This is a genomic window from Dyadobacter sp. SG02 (assembly GCF_900109045.1).
Taxonomy (GTDB): domain Bacteria; phylum Bacteroidota; class Bacteroidia; order Cytophagales; family Spirosomataceae; genus Dyadobacter.
This window is the reverse complement of record NZ_FNYL01000001.1, coordinates 191,615-215,487: the sequence shown is the minus strand read 5'-3', so window position 1 is coordinate 215,487 and position 23,873 is coordinate 191,615. Positions and strand designations below refer to the sequence as shown.

Annotated in this window: 27 protein-coding genes and 1 tRNA gene; 12 read left to right on the top strand and 16 right to left on the bottom strand. The window is 50.2% G+C overall.

Going from position 1 to position 23,873, the window contains the following annotated elements; translation table 11 throughout:
• Positions 1 to 2: 2 nt before the first annotated feature.
• The 3 genes from BMW93_RS00875 to BMW93_RS00865 form a co-directional block, all read right to left on the bottom strand.
• A complete protein-coding gene (locus tag BMW93_RS00875) occupies positions 3 to 1,247 on the bottom strand; it encodes a hypothetical protein (protein WP_143061555.1) in 1,245 nt (414 codons plus the stop codon).
• 206 nt (positions 1,248 to 1,453) lie between these two features.
• A tRNA-Ser gene (locus tag BMW93_RS00870) sits at positions 1,454 to 1,538 on the bottom strand.
• Between the two features lie 153 nt (positions 1,539 to 1,691).
• On the bottom strand, positions 1,692 to 1,937 hold the full coding sequence (locus BMW93_RS00865) for a hypothetical protein (protein WP_090373307.1): 246 nt from the start codon (positions 1,935 to 1,937) through the stop codon (positions 1,692 to 1,694).
• 142 nt (positions 1,938 to 2,079) lie between these two features.
• Between BMW93_RS00865 and BMW93_RS00860 the strand changes: the two genes are divergently transcribed.
• Positions 2,080 to 2,655, top strand: coding sequence for a porin family protein (locus tag BMW93_RS00860; protein ID WP_090373306.1), 576 nt, complete (start codon positions 2,080 to 2,082; stop codon positions 2,653 to 2,655).
• 65 nt (positions 2,656 to 2,720) lie between these two features.
• Here BMW93_RS00860 and BMW93_RS00855 read toward each other — a convergent pair whose 3' ends face one another.
• Both BMW93_RS00855 and BMW93_RS00850 read right to left on the bottom strand, forming a co-directional pair.
• Positions 2,721 to 3,437, bottom strand: a complete 717-nt coding sequence (locus BMW93_RS00855; protein ID WP_090373305.1) for a LytTR family DNA-binding domain-containing protein — start codon at positions 3,435 to 3,437, stop codon at positions 2,721 to 2,723.
• A 1-nt stretch (position 3,438) separates the two neighbouring features.
• Entirely contained in the window at positions 3,439 to 4,554 is a 1,116-nt protein-coding gene (locus tag BMW93_RS00850; protein ID WP_090373304.1) for a sensor histidine kinase, read from the bottom strand.
• Between the two features lie 165 nt (positions 4,555 to 4,719).
• On the opposite strand from BMW93_RS00850, the gene BMW93_RS00845 reads away from it, so the two are divergent.
• Positions 4,720 to 7,158: an outer membrane beta-barrel protein gene (locus BMW93_RS00845; RefSeq protein WP_090373303.1), complete on the top strand. Its 2,439-nt coding sequence runs from the start codon at positions 4,720 to 4,722 to the stop codon at positions 7,156 to 7,158.
• A gap of 11 nt (positions 7,159 to 7,169) precedes the next feature.
• Here BMW93_RS00845 and BMW93_RS00840 read toward each other — a convergent pair whose 3' ends face one another.
• From BMW93_RS00840 to BMW93_RS00825, 4 genes are all read right to left on the bottom strand, one after another.
• Complete coding sequence (locus BMW93_RS00840; protein ID WP_090373845.1) at positions 7,170 to 7,664, bottom strand: DUF1772 domain-containing protein; 495 nt, start codon at positions 7,662 to 7,664, stop codon at positions 7,170 to 7,172.
• 61 nt (positions 7,665 to 7,725) lie between these two features.
• Entirely contained in the window at positions 7,726 to 8,121 is a 396-nt protein-coding gene (locus tag BMW93_RS00835; protein WP_090373302.1) for a response regulator, read from the bottom strand.
• A 131-nt stretch (positions 8,122 to 8,252) separates the two neighbouring features.
• Positions 8,253 to 8,561, bottom strand: a complete 309-nt coding sequence (locus BMW93_RS00830) for a hypothetical protein (RefSeq protein ID WP_229240122.1) — start codon at positions 8,559 to 8,561, stop codon at positions 8,253 to 8,255.
• 141 nt (positions 8,562 to 8,702) lie between these two features.
• A complete protein-coding gene (locus BMW93_RS00825) occupies positions 8,703 to 9,509 on the bottom strand; it encodes a LuxR C-terminal-related transcriptional regulator (RefSeq protein WP_090373844.1) in 807 nt (268 codons plus the stop codon).
• Between the two features lie 99 nt (positions 9,510 to 9,608).
• On the opposite strand from BMW93_RS00825, the gene BMW93_RS00820 reads away from it, so the two are divergent.
• Positions 9,609 to 10,217 (top strand): SDR family NAD(P)-dependent oxidoreductase, encoded by a 609-nt coding sequence (locus BMW93_RS00820; RefSeq protein WP_090373300.1) that lies wholly within the window; start codon positions 9,609 to 9,611, stop codon positions 10,215 to 10,217.
• 33 nt (positions 10,218 to 10,250) lie between these two features.
• On the opposite strand, the gene BMW93_RS00815 is transcribed toward BMW93_RS00820, so the two are convergent.
• Positions 10,251 to 10,715 (bottom strand): GNAT family N-acetyltransferase, encoded by a 465-nt coding sequence (locus tag BMW93_RS00815; protein WP_090373299.1) that lies wholly within the window; start codon positions 10,713 to 10,715, stop codon positions 10,251 to 10,253.
• A 249-nt stretch (positions 10,716 to 10,964) separates the two neighbouring features.
• On the opposite strand from BMW93_RS00815, the gene BMW93_RS00810 reads away from it, so the two are divergent.
• Positions 10,965 to 11,348 (top strand): hypothetical protein, encoded by a 384-nt coding sequence (locus BMW93_RS00810; RefSeq protein ID WP_090373298.1) that lies wholly within the window; start codon positions 10,965 to 10,967, stop codon positions 11,346 to 11,348.
• 128 nt (positions 11,349 to 11,476) lie between these two features.
• Entirely contained in the window at positions 11,477 to 12,550 is a 1,074-nt protein-coding gene (locus BMW93_RS00805; RefSeq protein WP_090373297.1) for a winged helix DNA-binding domain-containing protein, read from the top strand.
• 9 nt (positions 12,551 to 12,559) lie between these two features.
• Here BMW93_RS00805 and BMW93_RS00800 read toward each other — a convergent pair whose 3' ends face one another.
• Positions 12,560 to 12,934, bottom strand: coding sequence for a GNAT family N-acetyltransferase (locus BMW93_RS00800; RefSeq protein ID WP_229240120.1), 375 nt, complete (start codon positions 12,932 to 12,934; stop codon positions 12,560 to 12,562).
• 120 nt (positions 12,935 to 13,054) lie between these two features.
• On the opposite strand from BMW93_RS00800, the gene BMW93_RS00795 reads away from it, so the two are divergent.
• Together BMW93_RS00795 and BMW93_RS00790 are read left to right on the top strand one after the other, a co-directional pair.
• On the top strand, positions 13,055 to 14,680 hold the full coding sequence (locus BMW93_RS00795; RefSeq protein WP_090373295.1) for an ankyrin repeat domain-containing protein: 1,626 nt from the start codon (positions 13,055 to 13,057) through the stop codon (positions 14,678 to 14,680).
• 12 nt (positions 14,681 to 14,692) lie between these two features.
• Positions 14,693 to 15,529, top strand: a complete 837-nt coding sequence (locus BMW93_RS00790; RefSeq protein WP_090373294.1) for a GNAT family N-acetyltransferase — start codon at positions 14,693 to 14,695, stop codon at positions 15,527 to 15,529.
• Between the two features lie 64 nt (positions 15,530 to 15,593).
• Here BMW93_RS00790 and BMW93_RS00785 read toward each other — a convergent pair whose 3' ends face one another.
• Positions 15,594 to 17,426 carry a gamma-glutamyltransferase family protein gene (locus tag BMW93_RS00785; RefSeq protein ID WP_090373843.1) on the bottom strand — a complete coding sequence of 611 codons (1,833 nt, stop codon included), beginning with the start codon at positions 17,424 to 17,426 and terminating at the stop codon, positions 15,594 to 15,596.
• A gap of 358 nt (positions 17,427 to 17,784) precedes the next feature.
• On the opposite strand from BMW93_RS00785, the gene BMW93_RS35335 reads away from it, so the two are divergent.
• Positions 17,785 to 17,952 (top strand): hypothetical protein, encoded by a 168-nt coding sequence (locus tag BMW93_RS35335; RefSeq protein ID WP_177193972.1) that lies wholly within the window; start codon positions 17,785 to 17,787, stop codon positions 17,950 to 17,952.
• Here BMW93_RS35335 and BMW93_RS36175 read toward each other — a convergent pair.
• The 3 genes from BMW93_RS36175 to BMW93_RS00770 all read right to left on the bottom strand — a co-directional run bounded on the left by BMW93_RS36175 (position 17,927) and on the right by BMW93_RS00770 (position 19,785).
• Positions 17,927 to 18,163, bottom strand: a complete 237-nt coding sequence (locus BMW93_RS36175; RefSeq protein ID WP_090373293.1) for a Fic family protein — start codon at positions 18,161 to 18,163, stop codon at positions 17,927 to 17,929. The genes BMW93_RS35335 and BMW93_RS36175 overlap by 26 nt on opposite strands.
• 25 nt (positions 18,164 to 18,188) lie before the next feature.
• Positions 18,189 to 18,836, bottom strand: coding sequence for a 2'-5' RNA ligase family protein (locus BMW93_RS00775; protein ID WP_090373292.1), 648 nt, complete (start codon positions 18,834 to 18,836; stop codon positions 18,189 to 18,191).
• A 106-nt stretch (positions 18,837 to 18,942) separates the two neighbouring features.
• Entirely contained in the window at positions 18,943 to 19,785 is an 843-nt protein-coding gene (locus tag BMW93_RS00770; protein ID WP_090373291.1) for an AraC family transcriptional regulator, read from the bottom strand.
• A 156-nt stretch (positions 19,786 to 19,941) separates the two neighbouring features.
• Here BMW93_RS00770 and BMW93_RS00765 point away from each other — a divergent pair, with 156 nt between their 5' ends.
• Positions 19,942 to 20,913, top strand: coding sequence for a phytanoyl-CoA dioxygenase family protein (locus BMW93_RS00765; RefSeq protein WP_090373290.1), 972 nt, complete (start codon positions 19,942 to 19,944; stop codon positions 20,911 to 20,913).
• Positions 20,914 to 21,013: 100 nt separating this feature from the next.
• The gene (gene porV, locus BMW93_RS00760; RefSeq protein WP_090373289.1) at positions 21,014 to 22,096 is read left to right on the top strand and encodes a type IX secretion system outer membrane channel protein PorV; all 1,083 of its coding nucleotides are present in this window, start codon (positions 21,014 to 21,016) and stop codon (positions 22,094 to 22,096) included.
• Here the strand turns inward: porV and BMW93_RS00755 are convergent.
• The gene (locus BMW93_RS00755; RefSeq protein ID WP_090373288.1) at positions 22,093 to 22,482 is read right to left on the bottom strand and encodes a type II toxin-antitoxin system HigA family antitoxin; all 390 of its coding nucleotides are present in this window, start codon (positions 22,480 to 22,482) and stop codon (positions 22,093 to 22,095) included. The genes porV and BMW93_RS00755 overlap by 4 nt on opposite strands.
• Before the next feature lie 223 nt (positions 22,483 to 22,705).
• Between BMW93_RS00755 and BMW93_RS00750 the strand changes: the two genes are divergently transcribed.
• The gene (locus tag BMW93_RS00750) at positions 22,706 to 23,338 is read left to right on the top strand and encodes an START domain-containing protein (RefSeq protein ID WP_090373287.1); all 633 of its coding nucleotides are present in this window, start codon (positions 22,706 to 22,708) and stop codon (positions 23,336 to 23,338) included.
• Between the two features lie 158 nt (positions 23,339 to 23,496).
• Positions 23,497 to 23,733, top strand: a complete 237-nt coding sequence (locus tag BMW93_RS00745) for a hypothetical protein (protein ID WP_090373842.1) — start codon at positions 23,497 to 23,499, stop codon at positions 23,731 to 23,733.
• Positions 23,734 to 23,873: the final 140 nt, after the last annotated feature.

Below are 23,873 nucleotides of genomic sequence, written 5' to 3'. Positions count from 1 at the left end.
GCTTAGCATGCTTCCTGTAAATTGGCCCAGCTAGGCATTACCTTTAACAGGCGCTCTTCGCGTATCCTGACGTAGTTTTTTAGGTACCTGGTCGACGTGAGGCCCAGGCACTGCGCGACGTCATCGGGCGTCATAAGCATTACATTCAACGCGATATCGGCAAATGTTTTCCTGGCTATTTTGGTTGAAAGCAAGATGGGCAGGCCTGCGAAGGCCGCAATTTGTTTCAGGCTTGCATTCCTTTTTTGGTTGCTCTTTACCGGCAGGTTTTTGTAATCACCTCCGTACTTATTCAGAATGGCGATCGCTGGTTCCAGTAGCTTGATTGCGAACCGTTTTTTTGTTTTCTGACGGTGGCCAGTGAGGAACGTGGCAGCTTTGTATTGCTCAATGTGAAAATCCTTTTTGGTGTAGTCGCAATGATGCATCCCGGTGAAACAGTTGAATACAAATGCATCACGTTCTACTGAAAGGGTTTCCGCCGTCTGCGAGACGATCTGACCAGCGGCTACGAGTTTGAAGAAGTCGAAGCTTATCAATTTGGTGAGCTGTGGGACGGTCAAATGTGTGGTATCAAGGTTCTCTTCGGTATCCGCTTTCCCGGGCAACGGTTCCGCACATGCTTGCAATCTGTGGCACAGCCGTTTTTTCTCTGCCCAGGTAAACACCTGCTTTGCAAATTCCGAAACCTTGCGGGCAAATCGTTCGCCTGACCTGTCAGCCATGAGCATCCAGTCATAGAAATCTTGGAAAAAATTGTCCGGGATCTCGATAGGCCGGGCGACACCACGTACTTTGAAGTACTCGCCGATATGCCTGAGATAATTTTCATGTACCTCGAAAGTGTTGGGCGATATCGAACCTTTTTCGGCCAATTTGCGCCTGTGATCATTCCATGCATCGAAGATTTCTGTAATTGAATATGTGAATTTCTTCTTCGATAGGTAGTAGTCTTTTAACGTTGATGGTGATACGTAGCTGTATTTTGTCGCCAGCATATCAAATAGTTTTTCAAGGTTGGCCGTAGTATCTCGGATTACCTTGTTCGCCCGGGTCGCTCGTAAGCTGTCGCCTCTCAGGGTTTGATTCTCCGGATTCCAACTTGACTTCTTACACGAAATTCCTGTGGATCCGAGTTCGACAGCTGAATTTTGGATCGTAATGCGGCATTGGATACTTCCGACCGGATCTTTCGCTTTGACCTGCTCCTTACTTTCTGATTTACGAAACCAGAATAGAATTTTCATGGTGGTGGAGTAATTAAACACTGTTCGGGAAGAGTTATAATTTGACAATTAATAATGCCGTAACCGGCACTTTATAGCCGTAACCATTCACGTAACCGACAGTTAATTGATTGAAAACGTGCAGAAAACAAAACAGCTACACCGGATCGGCGTAGCTGCTGGATGCTTCAAAATAAGGTCTTTCGAAGTTTGTATGTAACTTTCTGCAGAGAGAGAGGGATTCGAACCCCCGGACCTGTTACAGTCAACGGTTTTCAAGACCGTCGCAATCGACCACTCTGCCATCTCTCTATTTGATTCGCCGTATGCGATTCATGGTGCAAAGGTACTGTTAATCTCGATAAGCGCAAGAAATTTTTGAATATTTATTGTGAATAATGCTAAGTTGTTCATTTAGAATGGGCAATCCAGTCGCACGGAAAAGTGCGATGAATGTGTGTTGCATCAAGATACCGGTTGGAAACCCCACGTATCGGAATCGCACATCACGCGTATGCGGAAGGCGTATTCATCGTCGGAAATGGCGGTTACGGAAGCAACGCGAATGTCGTTGAAACCTGGGTTGTTGTGCCCGGCATGGGCGATAGCCTGGGCTTCGTTGGGAGCAGTTGATTGTTCGTAAAACATGGTGCGCGCATAGGTGCGCCCGTCTTCGCTTTGGGCGACGAATTTGAATTGTAGGTATTTCATAGTATTCGATGCGATATCAATGAAAACGCCGATAATTTGCTAAATACTGGTTTGATTGATTCTTCGGTGAATCTGAGCTTTGGCACGGTCTTTGCTTATCCGCTTGTAATCCACATATCAAACCACTTCAAATTTAAAAACCATGAGAAAAATTTCTTTGCTCGTTCTTCTGTCCGTGTTCAGCAGTGCGGCGTTTGCGCAGTCGTTTTCGATCGGGCCGAAAGCCGGGGTCAACATTAGCAATTACACCGGTAGTGATGTCGAATCCGATGCGCGTGTCGGGTACCATCTGGGGGGGATTCTGAATTTTGGAATAGGACAAGTGTTTTCCATCCAGCCGGAAGTGCTTTTCTCAACCCAGGGTGCAAAATTCAAAAATGCCGGAAAGCAAGAGTTTAAAACAACCTACGTCACCGTGCCCGTAATGCTGAAATTCCGCTCAAAAGGCGGTTTCTATTTCGAATTCGGCCCGCAGGCTTCATTTAAAACCGGTGAGGATATTCCTGATCAGACGATCGACAATTTTGCCAAGAACCTCGACCTCGCAGGTGGCGTTGGGTTGGGTTATCAGGCTAATTTTGGACTCGGCATCGGCGCCCGCTACATTGCCGGGTTTTCCAAAGTAGGGGATTTTGATAAGACCGCAGCCATGAATCCCGACTTTAAAAACAGCGTAATTCAGTTCAGCTTATTCTTCGCGATCCCGGCCCATAAATAACCGTTCGCTAACATAAGACGAGAATATTTGAGGCAGGGGAGACCCTGCCTTTTTTATTTGGCGGTTCAGGAAGAAAGCCCTATTTGCTTTAAAAATTGCTCGCGGTAATTGCTGCCGATGGGGATTTCAGTGCCTTGAATAAATACCCGGTTGCCCTCAATATGATCGATTTTGGACTTGTTAATGATAAAAGAGCGGTGAATCCTCAGGAATTTCGATTTGGGTACGAGCTCCTCAAACCCCGAAAAAGTCATCGTCGGCAGCAGTGTATGTTGTGCTGTCTTCACTTTCGTGTAATTGCCGTTCGCTTCGGCATACAGCAGGTCGTCGTGCATGATTTTGAAGATCTTACCATCGGCTTTAAGGAAAATAAAATCATCTTCCTTTGATTCATGGGTCTCGATGAATGCATTACCGGCAGATTGTAATTTTTCCATGGCCTTGTCGACGGCCACAATGAAACGTTCGAGGGAAAAGGGTTTGAGTAAGTAGTCGCACGCTGCCAGGTCGAATGCATCGACGGCATATTCTTTATAGGCCGTCGTGAAAATAATTTGTGGCGGCGTTTTGAGGGTTTTGAGAAACGAGATACCATCCATGACGGGCATGTTGATGTCCAGGAACACAATATCCACCTTTTGCTGCATCAGTACAGCCCTGGCTTCCAGCGCGCTCCCGCACTCGCCTGCCACACGCAGGTAGGGCAGGTGCGCGCAGTAAGTGCGTATTATGTCGCGCGCAATGGGCTCGTCGTCGACGATCAGGCAATCGATCTGCGTCATATTATCGGAGGTTCAGGCGTAAATTCACAGTGTAATGGTTCTCTTCGTTTTCAATCGCGAGGTCGTGCTGGTTGGGGTATAGCAGTTGCAGCCGCTTCTTCACATTGGCCAAACCGAAACCACTGTGTTTTTCAACTGTTTGCTCATTGGCAATGGAACGGTTATGTGAATTTTTCAGGTAAAAGAGGATAGAATTACCCCAAATTTTCAGCCGTATTTCGATGAATACCTTTGGTTCTGATGTGTTTTTGGAATGTTTGAATGCATTCTCGATAAAGACAATCAGGAGCATCGGCGCAATGCGGATATCGTTGCTGCTCAGGGTTTCAATATCGGTTTTCAGTTCCAGCCGGTCGCCGATCCGGAGCTGTTCGAAGTCGATATAGTTATGAATGTAGGCCAGTTCGTCTTTCAGCGGGACGTAAGTTTCGTTCGCTTCATACACCGAATACCGCAGTAAATCAGATAGTTTCAGGATCAGCGACGGGATTTTTTCATGCTGGGTGATCGAGAGCCCGTACATATTGTTTAAGGTGTTGAATAAAAAATGTGGGCTTAACTGCGATTGCAGCAAATGCAGCTCGCTCTGGCTCTGCGCGGCTTGCGTTTTAGCTGCTTCCAATTCCTTTTTTGTGCTCATCCTGAACAGCTTGATCAGCGCGCCGATACTAAGCCCGATCGTGAGAAAAGGTACCCAATACAGCAAGAGATTAAGGCCGGGAAAGTCGTGAAGCTCCAAATCGGCGTGGATGAAAAGCCACACGAAACACACCGCAATGGCGATCGCCAGCCCATTCAACACGTTTTTGGGAATCTCGCGCTGCCTGGCCGACCATATCGTGGCCAGGTGCCGGCCGATGTAAATGCAGCCAAGCAGCACAGACGTAGCCGCAACGGCCAGGGCCTCGTCGTGTGCCGCGCCGATCGTGTTGAGGTAGGTGTCGATACCAAAATAGAGAGGCACGCACGCCGCCATGGTAAGCACTGCGTAAATACCTGTTTGGGTCGCCTCCTTGTTATCGCTACTGAAAATGCTGCTCATAGGCTTATTGGTTAATGCTTTGTCGGCATTGCAAATATGCATCGACGACATCAGGAATACGATCGCACGCGTCATACAGGCCCGATTTCATGACGGAAACCCGCTGGGGCAGGTCGAAATGGTTCGTCAGCCGAAAACCGGTTTCCGTCACGGTTCCGGGAAGTTACAACACAATTATTTCACAGGGTTACAAGGCCGGGCAATATTTGCCTCATCACTCGACCATGTAAAATAACAGCCATGAAAACGTTTTTCACCATACTTACACTCTGCCTGACTAGTTTGAATGCACTCGGCCAGACAGGCAATACGATCTCCGGAACGGTCAAGGACTCCGGGAATGAGAGCTTGCCCGGCGCAACCGTCCGCCTGCTCAAAGCCACAGATTCGACACTCGTAACGGGCGAGACGACGGATATGAACGGGAATTTTCGGTTTAATAATCTTGAAAACAATACCTACATGCTGGCTATCAGCGCAATGGGTCAGAAGGATTTCAAAAGTACTGCATTGACGATCGATGGCGGGCATTCCTCCATTGCATTGCCCGCCATCATCCTGCTTCCCGCCAAAAGCATTGAACTCGGTGAAGTGGTGGTGAAAGCCAAAAAACCGCTGATCGAACAGGAAATAGACCGCACAATCGTCAATGTGGACGCGATGATCGGCAGCGCTACGAACAATACTTTCGATGTACTGAGCAAAACGCCGGGCGTGAGTGTGAATGCAAACGGGGAAATCAGTTTGAACGGAAAGGGCGGGGTGATGGTGCTGATCGACGGTCGCAGTACCTACATGTCCGGTGCCGACCTGGCTGCCTATCTGAAATCGCTGCCCGGTGGCGTGCTCGACAGGATCGAGCTCATGGACAACCCGCCCGCACGCTACGACGCCGCCGGCAATGCGGTGATCGACATCCGTTTGAAAAAGACACGAACGGGCGGGCTTACAGGTAGCGTTGCGCTGGGCGGGAGCCAGGGCAGGTATTCGCGTAGTAACGATGCTTTGAACCTGAACTACAACCAGCGAAAGCTAAACCTGTTTGCCAATCTGGGTTATAGCTATGAAAAAAATTACAGCGACGACGATTTCAGCCGCAGGTATTACGATGAATCTGGCGCATTGAAATCACGTGTCCAGCTTAAAAATGACCAGAAAAGTGCTGCAAATGGCTATAATATCAACCTGGGAATGGATTTGGCAGCCACGTCGAAAACTGTTTTCGGTACCATTCTCAATTTCAACGGTTCGTCGAGGAAAGGTGATTTCAGCTATGAAAGTGCGCAGCGGAATGCATTGAATGCGCTCATCAATTCCGGAAACGGGAGCACGGTCTCAAAAGATACCCGCAACAACACCAGCATAAACCTGAATATGCTGCATAAGCTCAACGATAAGGGCCGTGAGCTGGCTATGGACGCGAATTATCTGAATTATCATACCCGCGGCACGCAAGACCTCGAAAACCGATTGTTCGACGAAAACGGTTCCACCGCCAGCCGCGAACTGTTTCGCTATCGAACCCCTTCGGAAATCAGTATCTACACTTTGAAAGCCGATTATGCACATCCGTTGAAGAACAAAGCGCGGTTGGAAGCGGGATTCAAATCGAGTTATGTGGATAACGATTTTGTTTTCAATTACTATAATACCAATGACGGAAGCGCAATAATAGACAACCGTCGCTCAAATCACTTTCAGTATCGTGAGAACATCAATGCGGCTTATGTGAGCGGGGAGAAGCGATGGAAACGTTTCGGCGTACAAATGGGGCTTCGTCTGGAAAATACGGTCGCAAAAGGAAATCAGCTCGGTAACGATTCGGTGCTGGCCATGCGTTTTACCAAAAATTATACCAAACTTTTTCCAAGTATCTTCCTCAATTACAAACTGAATGAGCAGAATGCGTTCGTACTAATGGCTGTAAGAAGGATCAGCCGCCCGAATTACCAGATGCTGAACCCGTTTGTTTTTTACAAAGATCAATACACTTACAGCGCCGGAAACCCCCATTTGATACCACAATACCAGGACCGTCTCGAATTGAAATACCAGCACAAGCATTTCCTGAATATGGGGCTGAGCTACAACCGCTTTACCAACACCATTTTTACGACGATCCAAGCCCAGGGCGATACATTTACCAGCCGCCCGGACAATATTGCCCGCGGTTACATGGTATTGCTGAACACGAGCATATCGGGCCAGGTCACCAGCTGGTGGTACAATAACACCACATTGCGGTTATCACGCATTACGATGAAAGGCCCGTTGTACACCGAGGCGCTGAATTATGGTACCAACGTGGCAAGGCTCGAACTTAACAACTATTTCAACCTCGGCAACGGCTGGAATGCCGAGTTCGGTGGCTACTACGCGAGCCGCGACCTGAACGGGCAGGCGCAGACCTCGGGCATGTTCCGCGTGAATGGCGGTATCCAGAAAAAAATCTGGAAAGGCAAAGGTGCCGTCGCGCTGAATTTCGAGGACTTGTTCCATTCCTGGGTTTATCACAACCGTTCGTTCAGTATTCGTCAGTCCGATTATTCCCAGGTGAACAGAACCGACACGCAGCGGATCAACATTGCTTTGAACTACAAATTCGGCAAGGAAACCTTCGCCCGTAAACGTCGGCACAATAACAATGCGTCGGACGACGAAAAGGGCAGGGTGGAATGAGCGGCTTTCGGTCAGGGTTTGCTAGGTGTGGTCAGGCAGGCAAGTATGACCATTATGAATGAAATGACCGACGCATAGGTACGGATCGCATGCAGCTTGTTCCATGGGCCCTCGAACCGCAAACGATACGCGGCCAGTTCCCGTGCGGAGGCGCCTGTGAGGTTCATTTTGTCCAATGCCTCGTTCAAAGGCACATTGCCGACGACCGTCACGCCGAATGTACCGATCACGTATACCAACGTAGCCCCGAGTAACAGGTAGAAGCGGCTGCCGGTCCCGAAATGCTGATACGTGCTCAGCGGCAGAAGTAAAACCGTGCCTATAAAGCTAAAAAAGAAGACCGGGTTGAGTATCGCGCGGTTAATGGATTGCATTGCCGCGAGATAGCCGGCGTCGGTAAGCGCTCCCAGGCCGGGATTCACCGAGCACGAATAGGCGTAAAACAATCCGGCAATAAGGCCGCTGGCCAGGGCCGTCACAAGCAGAAACAGGTTGATCGTCGTCATATCTTTTTTTCTTTCAAAGTTCGGCGGGACAACGCCTGAAAAATAGAACAAAAACGACAGCCTATAAGAAACGCTCACCGATTTCCCGGGCCAGCTGCGCAAATTCGTCGAATGAGCTCGGCTTGGTTACAAAGCTCGTTACGCCCGACAAATAGGCCGTCCGGATCAACGTGGGATTGGATGAGGTCGACAGCATGACGATCGGCATTGCCGCCAGCCGGTTGTCGGTACGGATGGCCGCTACGGTTTCCAGCCCGTTCATTTTGGGCATATTCATGTCGATAATGATCACCGATGATTCCGGGTCGATGACATCTTTCACGAGCGTAAGCAGGTCGAAACCGTTTTCAACTTCGGTAATGCGTACATCCGCGCCCGACTCCTGAATAGCTTCCCGGATAAAAAAGCGGTCGTCCTGATCGTCGTCAACAAGGTAAATCGTCTTGGCGTAGCTCATCAGGCAATTAATTAACCCGAAGTAAGCCAGTTTCCGGGTTGGGGTTGATGAATAGTTTGGTAGTTGTAAAGTTAACCCCGAAAAGTGACAAGCCAAGTCAAAAAAGGACTAAATTCCCTTTTGGAGGGAATTTAGTCACGCCCGAATCGCATTACCCACATCCAGTTCATGGGCCAATGGGAATTGATGCCGTCATGGCTCAGAAGTATATTATTTACCAGTTCATAACCAATCAGCGACCCGCCTTTCTGGGTAATGTCGTGTTTGGCCTGGTGGTACAGTTGCACCCATGTCTCCGGCGAGATAAGGTCTTGCGAAGCGCTTTTGAGTCGTTTCCAGTTGGAATTTTCGGCATAGTCGCCGTACCGTTCGATCAGGTAATGCTTGAAACTTTCGTCGTTCAACGTGATTACCGTCTGTTTTTCATTTTCGCCTTCCATAGCTGTCAAGTTTAACCTTTGTGGATAAGTTGAAAATTGTAACCGACGTTAGTATTAAAACCGTACCAATTTCTTGTAGTCTCTTGTCGAATTATCTCACAAATTCGCCTACAATTATCAAGAGGCTGATTTCATTTATTTTCAGGTCATCAAACCGATCAATTTTGCGCTTTGCAATGCCTCTATGGAATTGTCCACTTGCAGCTTTTCGAGTATTCGCTGCCTGTGAGTGTTGACAGTGTGGACACTGATATCCAACAATGCGGAAATTTCTTTACTCAATTTGCCCGTGCCAATCATGCCGAGAATCTCTTTTTCGCGGGTCGTCAGTCTGACGACCGTTGGTAATTCGTTGTACGGCAAGTGAATAAGTTCTCCCGTGTGAAAGTTGATCGCCTGGCTCCGTACATCCGTCAGCGACTGGTTTGGGGAAATGTCGATCACACCCAACGAAAGCCAGATATTCCCTGCCGCGTCCAGTTCCAGCACCTGATGCTGCTCGGTGACGCGGATGGCGGTTTGCCCGTCGAGCATGATCCGGTACTCGGTCACCAGTTTAAAATGTTTGCGCGTTGGTGCAGGTTGCGCCATGATGAATTTCATCGCTTCATAGCCATTGCGGGCTAATGCCTGCCGGTCGTCCGGGTGTATCTTCCGGTCGAAAAGTTCGTTCGGAATGCACGGTCCCGCCGTCGCGAAATCGTAGCCGTATAGCTGGTAAAAGTTGTTCGAAACGTAAACATGGGTCTGTTTTTGGAGGTCGTAAACCGTCACGCCGCTGCTGCTCAGCTGGGCCATCGCGCGGATGAGCGCCAATTGCTTATCGAGCCGGTCGGGCTCCAGACCATCGAAATCATAGTACCTGTTGAGCAATGGCAGGTAATCGGGGGCCATTCGCACCGATTTTTCCCTTGGGTTATGTAATGATAAATCAGTATTTCCTCTCATCGGCATCCGGATTTTCTTTGCAGGTATATAGCAACGACAACTTTGGCTGCATTTCACCTAATGTAAGCCGCCATTATTTTGTCAAAATCATTCGAAGCCATGAATTTTTCAGTAATCCGCGGGGCCGATACGCCATGGGGAAAAACCATCGCCAAAACGCTGGCGGCCGATGGCCGGCATTTGATCCTGATCGGAGCGAACGAAGCTGCATTAGATACTTTCGTACGCGAAATCGTGCGAAAGCACCGGGTACTGGTGCATTACCTCGTCGCCGACGATGCCGATACGGGAAGCATTATTGCCGCCTGCGAAAAAATCAACGACCGGTTTGAAGTCGACCTGCTCGTTAATTACGCCGAAACGGGGCTTCACCAACGCCTGGAAGATTACGACATCCGCGCATTGGACAGGAAGCTCAAAACCAGTCACGCGAGCGGGGTCCTGTACCTTCACCAGCTATTGCCCAACCTGCTGCTTCATGCACACGCGCGGGTGATCGACCTCTGGCATTGTCCGCATCCGCTACCGGCCTGGGAGCAGGCCCTGCTCACATTCCACATGCGCTTCGCCGAACACCTCAATGCAGAACTAACCGACGCCGGTTTGACAATCGACAGTTTTGCATTACCGGCATTCACAAGCCAAGAAGCAGCGGAAAAGGTATCGGAAATCCTCGACATCGCCCTGACAACACCTGACCATACCTGACCCAATCGACTTCGATCAAATAGTTCGCTCCCGCTACTTTGTCGCAAGGCGCATTTCGGTGAGCATTTTCCGGAAACCTACTTTTTCGTAGGCGGCGACGGCAGGCGTGTTGTCGGAATAGACTTGCAAGCGCACTTCGTCCAGGCCTTTTTTTCGTGCCCATTCTACCAGCGCGTCGATAATCAGCTTGTTGACACCGCGGCCGCGCATATCGGGCTCGGTGTACATGAAACCCAGGAATGCGTAGCGTTTGAAACTATTGTACGGTTTTCCTTCGAGGATTCGCGCGTGCCCGCTGGCAATGAGCCGTTCGCCCAGGACGGCTACCAAAACTTCGGCTTCGTCGCTGTGAATCATCTTTTCGAGATCGTAGTAATGAAATTCTTCGCTCACGAAGGTCTCGTCGAGCGGACGTTCGGCCGCGATCAGGTTCTGTTCAAATTCGAGAAGTTTGGGAAGCTCGTCGAGCCGTGCCTGCCTGATCTGAATGTTTTCCATGGAAATGTTGATGTGGTGATTTGGCAAATCTACTATTTCAGCTTTAACCGCACCGGATTTAATCGAAATAAAGCAAATGAGAACCCTGACAATACCTGACCACCTCCTGACCACCTCCTGACCACACTCTACCGGATGACTTTTCCGGGCGTGTCATGAAATGATAAGTCGTTGTCGCATGCTGGTAAGCGGCGGGCGTGGGTGCTGCAATACCTTTGTTGCATCCAAAAACAACCAAACAATCGACATATGAAAACGCTCAAAAATGTAATGCTTATCAACGCAATCAGTTCAGGTGCAACGGGTCTGGGACTTGCAATTTTTCCGAAAGTGGTTGCCGGCTTGTTCGAAACAACGGCAACGATGCCTTTTATTGAAGTCGGTATTTTCCTGGTCGCATTTGCCGCGCTGGTCTTTTCGGTAAGCCGGGGTAACCCGGTGAATGCGCGTGCGGTGAGGCTGGTGATCGTGCTGGATACGCTTTGGGTAATCGGTAGCGCGGCCATTGTATTGTTTCAGCCATTCCCGATTTCGGTCATCGGTTATGTGTTCATCGGCGCGGTGGCGGTTTGGGTTGCGGCTATGGCCTATCTGCAATCCGGCGGGCTCAGACAAATGTCTGTTTCAAAATAACCATGTTCAAAACAAATACCGGCTTCCCGCATTCCCTGCCACCATTCAGGTCGGCAGGGTTTTCTTTTTTGTATATAAATCCTCATTTTAGGCGACTCAAATCTTAGCCTGAAACCAAATATCCAGCCATGAATTTAGCCGACATTGCCGCATTACGCCTCGCTAATCAACAGATTCTGAATACCCGCTTCACCGACCCGGCCGAACTGGTGGCCTGGATGGGCGCTGTGCAGTCGCAGGATTTTGCAATGGCCAAATGGGCGCTCGGACTACGGCTGAAAAAGGCGACGGACACGAGCATTGAGCAGGCGATTGACGCGGGAGGCATTATCCGGACGCATATTATGAGGCCTACCTGGCATTTTGTGGCCAAAGAGGACGCCCGCTGGATGATGGACCTCACTGCGCCGCACGTTTACAAACTGGCCGGAACGATGTACCGTCAACTGAAACTGGACGAGACCGTTTTCAAAATCACCAACGACCTGATCGGGAAGTTACTGGCCGACGGCGATGAGCTGACGCGCGAGGAAGTGATCGCCGAAGTGAATAAGGCCGGCATTGAAACGGATAATCTGCGGGCGACCCACATTATGTTCCAGGCCGAGCTCGACAAGATCATTTGCAACGGCGCGCGGCGCGGGAAGAAATTTACTTATGCATTGTTTGATAAAAAAGTCCCCGCTTCGGCGCCGCTGAAACGGGAGGAGGCTTTGGCTGCATTGGCCAAACGGTACTTCACGAGCCATGGCCCGGCAACCGTCCAGGATTTCGCCTGGTGGAGTGGCTTGTCGGTTACCGATTCGAAACTCGCTTTCGAAACCGTCCGAAACGAATTTGAAACAGCCGGTGTCGATGGCCGGGAATACCTGTTTCCCGCAGTCGCCGAGCTGCCCAAAGTACACGGCAAAGCAATACTCATTCCTGCATTTGACGAAATCACCATCGGGTACGCCGACCGCAGCGCGGCCATGGACGACGCCGTGGCGCAAAACCCGGAGTCGGGCAGTGGAATTTTTAAGCCGGTCGTCATGGTGAAAGGGAAAGTCGTAGCGGCATGGCGACGGACGGAGAAAAAAGACGCGGTTCACATCGAGTTGTCCCGTTTAGCTAAAATGCCGGCGGCGGCGGAGAACTCCCTGGAAGCTGCCGGTACCACCTACGCCCGGTTTATCGGGAAAAAAGAGGTGGTATTTCAATAAATGCTTCGGTCAAAGCGCCCGCTCGATTTTGTAATACTCGATATGCTCCTTAAAAAAAGGTTCTGAGAACTTTTTGAAACCAAAACGCTCGTAAAACGCCAGCGCGTCGGTGCGGGCGTCGCACCATATGCACGAGTACCCGTGCGCCTGCGCATACGTGAGGGCGTGTCGCAGAAGTTTGGAGCCCAATCCTTTGCCCTGAAAGCCGGGTAGTGTCGCGAATTTGCGGAACCTTATGCGCTGATCGTCGTCGGCGAACAGCGAAATTACCGACACCAACGCGCCATTAAGGTACAATCCAAAATGAATACCGCTTTCATCCTCAGGTACTTTTACAAATTCACGCGGCTTGTCGGGCCAGAGTACCAGGTGCCGGATTTCCATTAAGTCATCCGCTTTAATTTTTTGAATTTCAATTGAATCCATCCCTTTTATTTAATACAAAAAATAGCTAACTACACGAACGCTTCCCGCAAAAATAAGCCTTATCGAATCCACAACCTCATGACTCAGCCGGCCGCGCTTCAAAAAGAGGAAACATTGTTCTGGTCCACCGGACTCGGAACCGACGTATGGCAAATGTTCTGCGCGGCCCGTGACGGGGACCTCGAACAGGTAAAAAAACTACTGGTAAAAGACTCCTCGCTCGTGCGCGGCGCATACGACTATCGCACGCCGATGTCGTTCGCAGTGGCCAATGACCAGTTGAAAGTGGCTGAATACCTTTTGCAGCACGGCGCGAGCCCTGTGGATTCCGGTACCGGCGATACGCTCATTCAAATGGCGCGCGATCGCGGGTTTAATGCCATGGAAGAGTTATTGGAACGGGCATTGAACCACCACAAAGGCTCGGAGGCCGGGAAACAGATGGCCGCCGCAATCAGAAGCCGGGATTTTAATGCATTCAAAACATTACTGAATAGCTCCGAAGAATACATTCACGCGACCGACGATGAAGGTAACCAACCCATTCACTGGGCTACCATGTCGCGCCAGCCCGAAATGATCGACGCGCTGCTGGCACGCGGGGCCGATATCAATGCCAAGAGACCGGATGGAGCCCGGCCGATCCAGCTCACCAACGGCGATTATTCCTACCGAGGCTGGCGGGATGTGCCGGAGGATTGGAAATGGAAACCCAACGATATTTACCTGCATCTGGTGGGCAAAGGCGCGTATGTAGATATTTGTATGGCTGCCTTGAAGGGCGATGAGGCAAGGGTGAGAACGTTGCTGGACCTGGACCCGTCGCTGGCGAACAAACCTTCGGAATACATTACCTATTATGCGGGCTCTGGTACGCCTTTAAAAAACGCGGCAATGGCCGGGCGGATGGCGATCGTCAAACTGTTGCTCGAAAAGGGGGCGGACCCTAATCTGCCGGAAGAGGGCATTGCGCCAATGGGTCATGCGCTGCATTCGGCGGTGGTTTATAATCATATTGAGATTGTAAAATTGCTGCTGGAACACGCTGCGCATCCCAACGTTCCTGTTGAAAGCTCCGCCGATACGCTCACGGCGGCCCTGGAACGCGGCGACAAGGCGATGATCAACCTGCTCTGTTCCTACGGCGCGGCGCGTTCCATGGATTTGCTGGCGCATTATGGCGACATTCAGACAGCCGCAGCAGTTTTCAAAGCAAATCCGGCGTTGGCCGATAATGTATACGCATTGGAAAGTGCGGCAGGACAGGGACACGAAGATTTCGTGCGGCTGATGCTCCATTACCAGCCTGAACTCGCTAAAAGCATTGCGGTTGGGGTGCAAAGCCGTGGTCCGCAGGATGCCATCAAGAGCCGCGAGCTCACAGAATTCCTGTTTCAACGCGGTATGAACCCTGATTTCAAAAACTGGCTCGGCATTACGCCGCTGCACCGCTTTGCAGAGCGCGGCGACATTCATAATGCGGAAATATTCCTCGAACACGGTGCCGACATCGACGCGATCGACGAACAGCACTGCACCACGCCGCTCGGCTGGGCCGCAAAAGCCGGTAAAACGGAAATGGTGCAATTCCTGCTCGAAAAGGGCGCCAACCCAGACTTACCGGCCGATAAGCCGTGGGCAGTCCCGCATGCGTGGGCGCAGAGGCGGGGGCATGAAGCGGTACTAGAACTATTAAAGCTGTAAAACTTATCATCCATGCCAACCACCGACGATAAACCCGAGCCGTTCATTTCTCACGCCGAACCGGTGTTGTCGGTTAAGGACGTAGCCGAAACCGTCAAATACTGGCATGAAGTGCTGGGTTTTCCCGGGCACTGGACCTGGGGGACACCACCGAACCATGGAGGTGTTTCCTGGCATGGAGCATTCATTCAGTTTTCGGCGAATAGCGAGGCGGCCGAACGAATGCGAGGACAATGTGTGTGGGTCAGGGTCAAAAATATCAGGGAACTGTATCAGCTGCATCAGGACCGAAAGGCGGAAATTGTGATGCAATTGGAAAAGCAGCCCTGGGGTTTTGTGGAATATGTTGTCAGGGATCTCAACGGCAACTACATTACTTTCGCCGCGCCCGCTACTTCCGGCGGTGAAAGCAAATCGCAGTCTCTACCAGCTAATGTCAGGGTTATGGGTCGTGCGCTTACACCTGCCGAGTACCGCAAGCTCGCGGAGTCGGTGGGCTGGTCGGGCACACAATCGGACGATGTTCTTCAACAAAAGCTGGACGCGACACTTTTCACGGCAGTTGCCGAAGATACGGAAACCGGCGAGGTGATAGGCTGCGCACTGGTATTGGGAGACGGGCTCAGCTTTTTCTATATCAAGGATGTGATGGTGCACCGCGACTGGCAACGAAAGCAGGTTGGCTCGACCGTGATGAGGGAGGTAAAGTGCTGGCTGGATGCAAATGCGCCTCAGGGATCTCTGGTAGGACTCTTTACAGGGGCCGGGCTGGCACCATTTTATCAGCAAACAGGCTTTGGCGAAGCTTTTGGCATGATCCGCATGATCGATCAAACTCAATTGGGGTAGGATTATTTGGTAAAAACAACCCTACGCCAATTGAAACTATATGCATATCAATGCATTTCAGGGATTACCATCCAAAGCCATAGTCTTCACCATGGTTACTCGAACCTCCCCAGAAGCTGCCGTGCTGCCAGTCGAAATAAATGGCGTTGATCGGGCCGCTGGTCCGGGGCTGGTAACTTAGCTTGTAACCCATACGGGAGAGCTCCTTCCGTGTCCAGTCCGGCATGGATTGGTTTAAAATCAATCCTCCCGGATCTTTTTCGTGCTCGCCGAAGCTGGCGTACATTTGTAAGGTCTTGAAACTCGGAGCTTCCGTCGCTTCCTGTACCGTCATTCCAAATTCGACCACATTCAAAAAGAATTGCAGCAGCAGCTGATCCTGCTCGTCGCCGGCCTGTTTGGCGAACGACAGGAATGGCTTGCCATCCTTCATCGCGAGGCTGGGCGTGAGGGTAACCCTCGGCCTTTTGCCTGGTTCCACTACATTGAATGGGTTCTCGCGCGCATCCAGCACGAACGACTGCATACGCTGGCTCAGGCCCACGCCCGTGTTACCCGCAATGCAAGCAGGTACCCATCCGCCGCTGGGTGTGATACTCACCACCCAGCCTTCTTCGTCGGCTGCCTCGACTGAGGTCGTGCCTGCCGTGAATTCTTCCATGAACTTTTCGTCGAGGCCGTTTGCATTACGGTTCAACGACGCCTGAAAATTGCCCCAGCTCTTGATCTGCTCCGTAAAAGGATTCTTTTTACCTTCAAAAGGGTAGGGGTCGCCCGGAAGCACCTTCGCATCGTTACGCTCCCAGTTTACCTGCTTTAATCTTTCTTTCGCATATTCCTTCGAAAGCAGCCCCTTCATCGGCTCTTCTGGCGCGAATGCCGGGTCGCCATAGTAAAAGTCCCGATCGGCAAAGGCAAGGTTCATGACCTGGTACAAACTGTGCACATAACGCGAAGAATTGTATCCCATGGCTTTCAGATCGAGTTTTTCCAACATATTCAATGCTTGCAACATCACCGGCCCCTGCGTCCATTGCTGCATTTTATAAACTTCGATGCCCTTGTAATTCGTCATCAGCGGCTCTTCGATCTTTACTTTCCAGTTGGCCATGTCCTGCTCGGTAATGAGTCCGCCCTGCTCCTGGCAGCCCCGCGCGATTTCTTTGGCGATGTCGCCTTTATAGAACCGGTCATAGGCTGCGTAAATAGCCTCCTTTCGGTTTTTGCCACTTTTCAAAGCCTGTTGCTCAGTGTCTACGAGTTTTTGTAAAGTCGCGCGCAGGTCTTTTTGCACAAAAATCTCTCCGGCATCCGGCGCCTCCCGTTTCTGGCCCAAATGCGGCAGGAATACCTTGGTGGAGTAAGGCCATTTCTTGATTTGGTCCTTGCCTCTTTCGATGGAATTGGCCGTTTGCGCTTCGATCGGATAGCCATCGGCCATTTGCATTGCCGGTGCAAGAACCTCTTTCAGGCTCATCGTACCGTATTCTGCCAGCATGGTCATCAGGCCTCCGGGTGTACCGGGTGTGGTAGCGGCGAGCGGGCCATATTCCGGCGGATATTTCATGCCTTTGTTTTTAAAGAAATCAGCCGTCGCACCCGTCGGAGCGACGCCCATTGCATTAATCGCAATGACCTTTTTAGTCTTGGGATTGTAAATCAATGCCTGCGTTTCACCGCCCCAGCTGAGTACATCCCACATTGTACACGTAGCCGCGAGCATCGCGCACGAGGCATCGATAGCATTGCCGCCCTTGCTGAAAATCATCGTTCCGGCCGTTGCGGCCAGTGGCTTGCCCGTAATTCCCATCCAGTGTTTGCCGTGCAGCGGCGGTTTTTGGGTAGTAACCGGGAAATTGTTGAAAGACTGTGAAAAGGCACTCAGGCCGCAAAGCATCAGTCCGATCGTCGAGCGTAAAAGGAGTTTTGGTTTCATAAAATGTGGTTAGGATTTAGGCTACCGGTTCCCGGCGCTCGAAAATCATCCCCGAAACGCCGTTGACCGATAGCCGAAGATACGAAATAACCACGTCAGCCTGACCTAAAAGGTCGCGCCTAATCATTTTGTTAGTCGAATATGGGTACACGTTGCAAGTGAACGAGGCGAACCTGTTTTGCCCTCGTCAAAGCTGTAAATGCATGCCGGTATTTAATAGGTCTTTGCTAATCTGCCGGTATCAATATCCTATGGAATAGTTTTTGGAAGTCCATAATGAATATTGTAAATTGGATACTAATAACATAAAACTTAAGAGATGAAAAACAAACCTTTTAAAGCGCCGAATACGACAATGCAGCAAGCAATAATGAAGGCTGCTATCGCATCGGCCAGGATTGAAGGGATGTTGATTTCAGAACAGGATGCACAAAAATCTCTTCAAAAGGTGATGTCAGAGCTCACAAAAGATCAAGGAAAAGTTTGACCATTAAATTGTAACGTCTGGATGCGGCTTGCTGAACACCTGAAATATATTGCTCATATTTTCCGCTATTCAACTTACCCCAATCAGGAGGTTCCAGCGCTGATCTCCTAAACATTAAATTAGCGAGTACCCGGGCCGTTCGGCCGTTTCCTTCCCGAAAAGGATGTATGAAAAGCAGCTCTGCGTGAGTTTTCGCAGTCTGTTGTCTGATCGCTAATTAATATACGTCCAACCTTTCAAAACAAACTCGCTTGCACAACCGCCTGATCCGGCAAGCCGAGTAATGGCATGCGCGCGATTTCCCGGCATTTGGAGCCGCTGATGAGCGACCTTTTAAGCAGGATCATTTCGGTGACGCGGAACGATGCATGAAATTTTTTGTACATCCATTCTTTGGCTGCGCTGTTTACCTGCATGGGTGTCATCCTGCGGGCGACGGTGACGTGGGGATCCGTGCAGAACCGGAATTCGCCTGAGGCCCATTTGGAGAGGTGGTCAACCGTTTCATTTTTAAGTGTTTTGACCAGCCGGTTAACCTGTTGTGACGAACCTTCTTCGAGATCGACATAAAAGGTACCGCCCTCGTACTTGTTGAAACCGTCCAGCTCGATGCGGAATGGGGTAATGTGCCGGGCAACCTTTTCAAAACCCTGAATAACCCGGTCGAGTTTGTATTCATGGATAATGCAGTTGAAGAGCGTCAGGTGGGGGCGGAGATGGGCCGCCTGCTCGCAGCCGTAAGCCTTTTGGAAATACTGCTTGACGCTCCCGATCGCGGCTTCGGTTACCGGATCACAGGAAAATACCAGGAGGTACTCGTAGAGATGCTCCCGGATATTCCTGATCGTACTCAAATCGTTGTTGTTGAAGTGAATAGATTTCATGTTGATGAAGTGTAATAAAATTTTTGCGATAAAAATTTCACTTGTAAAAATAATAAAGATATTTTAAATATCAAACTAATGATTTTAAAAATATCATCATTTTTAACTACAAATGCCGTTTCTTGAATTCTGACGGGTTTTCACCGACTATTTTCCTGAAAAGTTTATTGAAGTAGGACAGGCTTTCGAATCCCACCGCGAAGCATGTTTCTGAAACTGAGCGGTCTTGGAGCAACAGATTTTTGGCTTGGTTAACGCGGTACTGGTTCACGAAATCGGTGAAAGTCATGCGTGCGTTGGCCTTGAAAAACCGGCAGAATGCCGGTGTCGTCAGGTTTACGGCGGTCGCGACTTCATTCACGTCCGGGGTACGATCGAAATGGGCTTCCACGTAGGCGTAAACATGTTGCATTCGCCACTGCTCTTTATGAAAGGATTTGCTGCCGACAGGCCTGGGGTTCAGCACAATGACTTCGGGAGAATCGGCCATGATTTTCAGAATGCCCAGAAGCGCCAGTAATTGCTCGAAAGGTGCCAGCAGTGGCATTTGTTTTAGTTTTTCTCCCACAATACGCTTGGTTTCGCCAGAGAACGACAGCCCATGATGGGACGTTTCGAATAGCTTCCGGATGCTTTGCAGCTCGGGCGCGAGTAAAAAGTCCTTACCCAGAAAATCCTCCCGCATCTGCAAGATCACCTGCTCGCATTGCGTACGCACGCCGTAGTCGAAGTTCAGGTGGGGGATGTTCGGGCCGATAAAAACGAGGTCGCTTCCCTCATACACGGACGTATGCGAGCCCACGTGGCGCGTCCCGCCCGACCCCTCGACATATACGATTTCGTACTCTGGGTGGAGATGCCAGAGGAAGGTATCGTTCAGGCCAGGTGTTAACAGGATCTTGAACGAGCTACCCTGATCGGGATGGATGTCTTCACGGATGATTTTCATCTGGTAATACGCATAATTGTTCCTTGTTTGCCAGTAGGTTGTATTTGGTGAGCATATTTTATCAATGGAGAGCAAAAATAGGCAATTGCAGCGGTAGTTACCGAAGTGCGTGTCTGTTAGTTTTGTTTTATTCAATCATGAAAAAATATTATAGACATGGAGGCGAAAACAATGGCGACTATGGCACCTGCGAATGCACACGAAGACATTCCGGGAAATCCTTCAACCGCGAAATCGAGCAACGTCAGGCTGAATGACAGAAGCAATGGCAAGCCGCTCAGGTTACTGAGTGAGGAAGACTGGGATTTTTGGATCACCAATGGCTATATCGTGATCAGGGATGCGGTGCCGAAGGAGCAGGTCAAAAGGCTGGCCGATTTCCTGTGGGAGTTTGAAGAAAAAGACCCGAACGACCCCGAAACCTGGTATGCGCCCCCACGGGCTGAAATGAAGATGAAAGAACTCACGAACACGGGCATGGTGGAGGTGTATAACCATCAGTATCTGTGGGATAATCGTCAATATCCGAAAGTGCATGAGGCATTCTCGGACATTTGGGGTACCGAAAAGCTTTGGGTTACCATCGATCGCGCCAACCTCAACCTCCCGCTCCGGCCCGGATTTGAATATAAGGGGTTCATTCACTGGGACTATGACCCGGAAACCAAGCCGCAAAATGTACAGGGCGTGCTTGCGTTGGCCGATCAGGACGATGAAAACATGGGTGGTTTTCAATGCGTGCCGGAGCTGTTCCGGACATATGATACCTGGAAATTGACGCAGCCGGAGGATAGGAACCATTTTCAGCCGGACGTTACCGGTTTTGAAATTGTGAAGGTGAAAATGAATGCGGGCGACCTGCTGATTTTCAACAGTTCCCAGCCGCACGGCATCCGAGCCAACCGCAGCAAGGACAAAGTTCGCCTCGCGCAATACATTGCCATGATGCCGGCGCAGGAAGACGACGAGGCTCTGCGTCAATGGCGAATCCGCTCGTGGCGCGAACGGGAGGCGCCACAAGGCTATGCTTTTCCGGGCGACCCGAGGAATTGGGAGCAAACGCGTTATCAAACGGCAGAGTTGAGTGAGCTGGGGAGGAAATTACTTGGGCTGGATCGTTGGGAGTAAGTATGTTAATAATGTAAGTAAATCAAGTAATAATCTAAAATAGGGCGCGTTTTGAGTTTGTAACCGTTAACAAACTTTCTTAACGTAAATCTGAACCCCTATGAAAGCGAATCTGCTCACGCTTGCATGCTTGTCGTGCGTTATGACGAATGCATTTTCCCAGACAAATTACCGCGTTGCCGAGACGGCCGGCAGTTTTCTTACGATGGCGTCGGACGCGCGGGCGGAAGGAATGGGCCACGCGGGAACGGCCACGAGCGCCGATGCCAATTCGGCGATCTGGAACGTCGGTAAGCTGGCAGATGCGCCCGGGAGTTTCGGGGTTACAGCGACGTACTCGCCGTGGATGCCCTATTTGGTCAATAGTGAATGGCTGGGCTATGCCGCAGGTTACAAAAAATTAGGAAACGGGCAGGTAGTAGGTGCTTCTGTCCAATATTTCAGCGTTCCCGGGATTACATCGGCATCTTCGTACTCTGGCGGCAGCGACATTGCTTTCAGCGGATCGTATGCCAGGCAATTGGGAAGCCATTTTTCAGCGGGTATGACGCTCAAATATGTCTCGTCGAATATTGGCGGTGCTGTTGTGTCTGGTGCGGTGCTGAAACCTGCGCGTGCGGTGGCCGGCGATGTCGGAGTTTATTACAAAAGTGTCGCGTCGGATGCGGAAGGTGATGAAAATATGATTTGGACGGTCGGCGCTACGCTTGTCAATATTGGCCCGAAGATGAATTATGGACCGAACTTTGAATTCTTTCTGCCAACGACGCTAAGACTAGGAGGTGGCTTTTCGTATACAGCCAACGGGCAGCACAAGCTGAATGTGACCGCCGAAGCTGGAAAGTTGCTGGTGCCGACGCCTGTATCTGGCCGGAATGTGAATCAGAAACCTTATCTGAAAGGTATTATCCAGTCATTTTCCGATGCGCCCGGAGGTTTCAAGGAGGAAATGCAGGAAATCGTCGTGGCGATGGGTGCCGAATATTTGTACAAAAACCAATTCGCGCTCCGCGGGGGCTATTATGCCGAAAACAAAGTGAAAGGAAACCGTAAATTCTTCACCGCGGGCGCCGGCGTGCGTTTCCTGAAACACTATTCGCTCGATTTCGCATACATCATACCCACCGACTCCGGTAGCCCTTTGAAAGATACGTATAAGGTATCAGCCTCGGTTGATTTTTAGCGCTGCCGAACGCCTTTCAACGAATATTCGGGGATTAATAACTCGGCAGGAATGCGCAATAGCTGACTGAATTTACGGATCATCGAAAGCGAAAGGGCCTGTTTGTAATTTAAAACCTTACTAACAGTCCCTTTATCACCATAAACCTGAGCCAAATCGGCCGGTTTATAGCCAAAGTCCTCCATTCTGATCTTGATCACCTCAACGGGGTCAACCTGGACGTCGATGCGAAAGCTCTTCTCGTATTCGCTGATCAGGTGAACAAGAAGCATTTTTTCTTTGTGTTCCTCAGATCCTTTTGCCGAATGTTTTACCTCATCGTACCGGCTAAGTGCTTTCTCGTATTCGTCTTCGGTTTCAATCAAATACCATTGTGTCTTTTCCATTGTTCAGATTGTTTCTGCATTAATGTGGTCGTATTCTGCATGAGTAGTGTAAAAATAAATGCAAGTTGGCAAACTGCCAACTTTTTAACTGTACGATGATCTACCGGCAGCAATCAACAATCATCAGCTCAAACATGCATTCTGTCAGTTGAAACATGCTTTCCGGCATCAGGGGCGGAATGGGCTTCGGTAATGGTCGATGAAGTGAGAATTTTGTGCCGTTATGAGGTACTTGATACTCGCTTTATCGGCTCTTTACCTGTGTGTTACGCAGGCACTCGCGCAGGCGGAATGGAAGCGTGTGGCCGCGCGTGACGGAATTAAAGTGTATGCCAGGTCAGTACCCGATTCGAAGATCAAAGCCATGAAAGCGGAATCTGTGCTGGATGCGGGCGTAGACGAAGTCCTTGCATTGTTGCTGGACGTTAAGGCTGCCGAGCGATGGGTTTGCCATACCAAGTCGTGTAAGCTGATCAAAAAGGTTTCGGATACCGAGTTGTTTTACCACACGGAGGTAAGTTTGCCGTGGCCTCTGGATAACCGCGACTTTGTAACGCATTTGAAGATCATAAAGCATGAAAATAGTGATGTCGTGACCGTAGAAGCACCGGCGGTACCGGGCGTCGTACCTGTACGCGAAGGCGTTGTGCGGATCAATGCATCCGTAAACCGGTGGCTGATCCGCCCGTTGCCAAATGGCAAAGTATGGGTTGAATACACGCTGCAAGTCGATCCGGGAGGCTACATTCCGGCGCATGTAGTCAATATGTTTGCCTGCCGCGCGCCGATCGAAACGTTTCAGAATATGCGGGGCGCGCTGAGTGAGAGGAAGGGGAAACCGACCTCCGACCTCTGACTGCCGCTGGCCGGCGGTCAAGGCGGCTTGCCGCCGCACTTTGGCATGCATTTTTTGAGATTTTTTATGATTATTTTTCTAAATTGGCAGAAGAGAATTTCAACGTGCTTTTTGACGCTGAAACTAAGGTTCTGAAATTCAAAGCAAAATATAAAATCATGGGAAAAGGAAAAGATCTTTTCGGACACTACAATGATCTCGCCAAGGAAAAAGGCCCCGCTAGCGAAGAGAGTAAATATGCCGGCGTTCTTTTCCAATCGCTTCTGATGCTTGGCGAGCGCCGTACTTTCGAACTGCTGGAAGAGGCGGACGAGAAAGGCAAGAAGCTGAAATTGGAATACAATACCAAGACGAGGGCCAGCTCGGCATGTCCTTGCGGCGTTACGCTGACTTAGCTTTTAGCAAGAGAATTTGGAATAAAGACCCGGTGGACGATGGAATCCACCGGGTCTTTTGGTATAGCAGCGCCGACAGTTTATCAATTATTTCCGTCGTTTGGTACAGCAGGTACCTATTTCGCGCTTATTCCCGTAAA

Bases quoted from the DNA above. Each gene is read 5' to 3' on its own strand.
- BMW93_RS00790 (WP_090373294.1), top strand. From the start codon at position 14,693: ATGCCAACCACCGACGATAAACCCGAGCCGTTCATTTCTCACGCCGAA.
- porV (WP_090373289.1), top strand. From the start codon at position 21,014: ATGAAAGCGAATCTGCTCACGCTTGCATGCTTGTCGTGCGTTATGACG.
- BMW93_RS00815 (WP_090373299.1), bottom strand. From the start codon at position 10,715: ATGGAAAACATTCAGATCAGGCAGGCACGGCTCGACGAGCTTCCCAAA.
- BMW93_RS00805 (WP_090373297.1), top strand. From the start codon at position 11,477: ATGAATTTAGCCGACATTGCCGCATTACGCCTCGCTAATCAACAGATT.
- BMW93_RS00775 (WP_090373292.1), bottom strand. From the start codon at position 18,836: ATGAAATCTATTCACTTCAACAACAACGATTTGAGTACGATCAGGAAT.
- BMW93_RS00845 (WP_090373303.1), top strand. From the start codon at position 4,720: ATGAAAACGTTTTTCACCATACTTACACTCTGCCTGACTAGTTTGAAT.
- BMW93_RS00860 (WP_090373306.1), top strand. From the start codon at position 2,080: ATGAGAAAAATTTCTTTGCTCGTTCTTCTGTCCGTGTTCAGCAGTGCG.
- BMW93_RS00750 (WP_090373287.1), top strand. From the start codon at position 22,706: ATGAGGTACTTGATACTCGCTTTATCGGCTCTTTACCTGTGTGTTACG.
- BMW93_RS00800 (WP_229240120.1), bottom strand. From the start codon at position 12,934: ATGGAAATCCGGCACCTGGTACTCTGGCCCGACAAGCCGCGTGAATTT.
- BMW93_RS35335 (WP_177193972.1), top strand. From the start codon at position 17,785: ATGAAAAACAAACCTTTTAAAGCGCCGAATACGACAATGCAGCAAGCA.
- BMW93_RS00865 (WP_090373307.1), bottom strand. From the start codon at position 1,937: ATGAAATACCTACAATTCAAATTCGTCGCCCAAAGCGAAGACGGGCGC.
- BMW93_RS00875 (WP_143061555.1), bottom strand. From the start codon at position 1,247: ATGAAAATTCTATTCTGGTTTCGTAAATCAGAAAGTAAGGAGCAGGTC.
- BMW93_RS00765 (WP_090373290.1), top strand. From the start codon at position 19,942: ATGGAGGCGAAAACAATGGCGACTATGGCACCTGCGAATGCACACGAA.
- BMW93_RS00770 (WP_090373291.1), bottom strand. From the start codon at position 19,785: ATGAAAATCATCCGTGAAGACATCCATCCCGATCAGGGTAGCTCGTTC.
- BMW93_RS00835 (WP_090373302.1), bottom strand. From the start codon at position 8,121: ATGAGCTACGCCAAGACGATTTACCTTGTTGACGACGATCAGGACGAC.
- BMW93_RS00785 (WP_090373843.1), bottom strand. From the start codon at position 17,426: ATGCTTTGCGGCCTGAGTGCCTTTTCACAGTCTTTCAACAATTTCCCG.
- BMW93_RS00840 (WP_090373845.1), bottom strand. From the start codon at position 7,664: ATGACGACGATCAACCTGTTTCTGCTTGTGACGGCCCTGGCCAGCGGC.
- BMW93_RS00825 (WP_090373844.1), bottom strand. From the start codon at position 9,509: ATGAGAGGAAATACTGATTTATCATTACATAACCCAAGGGAAAAATCG.
- BMW93_RS00820 (WP_090373300.1), top strand. From the start codon at position 9,609: ATGAATTTTTCAGTAATCCGCGGGGCCGATACGCCATGGGGAAAAACC.
- BMW93_RS00855 (WP_090373305.1), bottom strand. From the start codon at position 3,437: ATGACGCAGATCGATTGCCTGATCGTCGACGACGAGCCCATTGCGCGC.
- BMW93_RS00755 (WP_090373288.1), bottom strand. From the start codon at position 22,482: ATGGAAAAGACACAATGGTATTTGATTGAAACCGAAGACGAATACGAG.
- BMW93_RS00810 (WP_090373298.1), top strand. From the start codon at position 10,965: ATGAAAACGCTCAAAAATGTAATGCTTATCAACGCAATCAGTTCAGGT.
- BMW93_RS00850 (WP_090373304.1), bottom strand. From the start codon at position 4,554: ATGACGCGTGCGATCGTATTCCTGATGTCGTCGATGCATATTTGCAAT.
- BMW93_RS00795 (WP_090373295.1), top strand. From the start codon at position 13,055: ATGACTCAGCCGGCCGCGCTTCAAAAAGAGGAAACATTGTTCTGGTCC.
- BMW93_RS00830 (WP_229240122.1), bottom strand. From the start codon at position 8,561: ATGGAAGGCGAAAATGAAAAACAGACGGTAATCACGTTGAACGACGAA.
- BMW93_RS00745 (WP_090373842.1), top strand. From the start codon at position 23,497: ATGGGAAAAGGAAAAGATCTTTTCGGACACTACAATGATCTCGCCAAG.